Consider the following 456-nt stretch of genomic DNA (forward strand, 5'->3'; position numbering starts at 1 on the left):
GACATAAGCCTGCATAAAATGGACGACTTAGATGGCGATGGCACCACAGACTGGGGCCAATTTGGTCAACGTAAAGATGACGGCCGTTACCAATGGGTAGTTAAAAAAGGCCACGATAAACAAGGTGTAATACGCACGTTTAGTTGGCCGAATGACTTAACAGCAGCGCAGCCGCTATTGTTAAGTGACCGAACAGGGGATGGTGTAAAAGAAGTTTCAATGTTTGGTAAAAACGACAGTGGAAAAATGTTCTTACGTGTAAACGACGGACGCTTAGCCAATACCCGCATAGCGAATTATAGCTGGCCAGCGGTATGGTCAAATGAGCAAGTAATGGAGCTGGGTGACTTAAACAGCGATGGCATAAACGAAGTTGCTTTATTGGGTATAAATATTAACTCAGGCAAATACCAGCTAGTAATAAAAGATGGACGTGCAACCACAGAATATGGACGT

At 44.1% G+C, this 456-nt stretch carries 1 pseudogene; it reads left to right on the forward strand.

The features are described from left to right. Nucleotides 1–456: pseudogene (locus H5092_RS20435) on the forward strand (hypothetical protein); the annotation flags it as partial.

Origin of the sequence: Pseudoalteromonas sp. SR41-7 (assembly GCF_014163935.1) — a bacterium.
Lineage (GTDB): Bacteria > Pseudomonadota > Gammaproteobacteria > Enterobacterales > Alteromonadaceae > Pseudoalteromonas > Pseudoalteromonas distincta.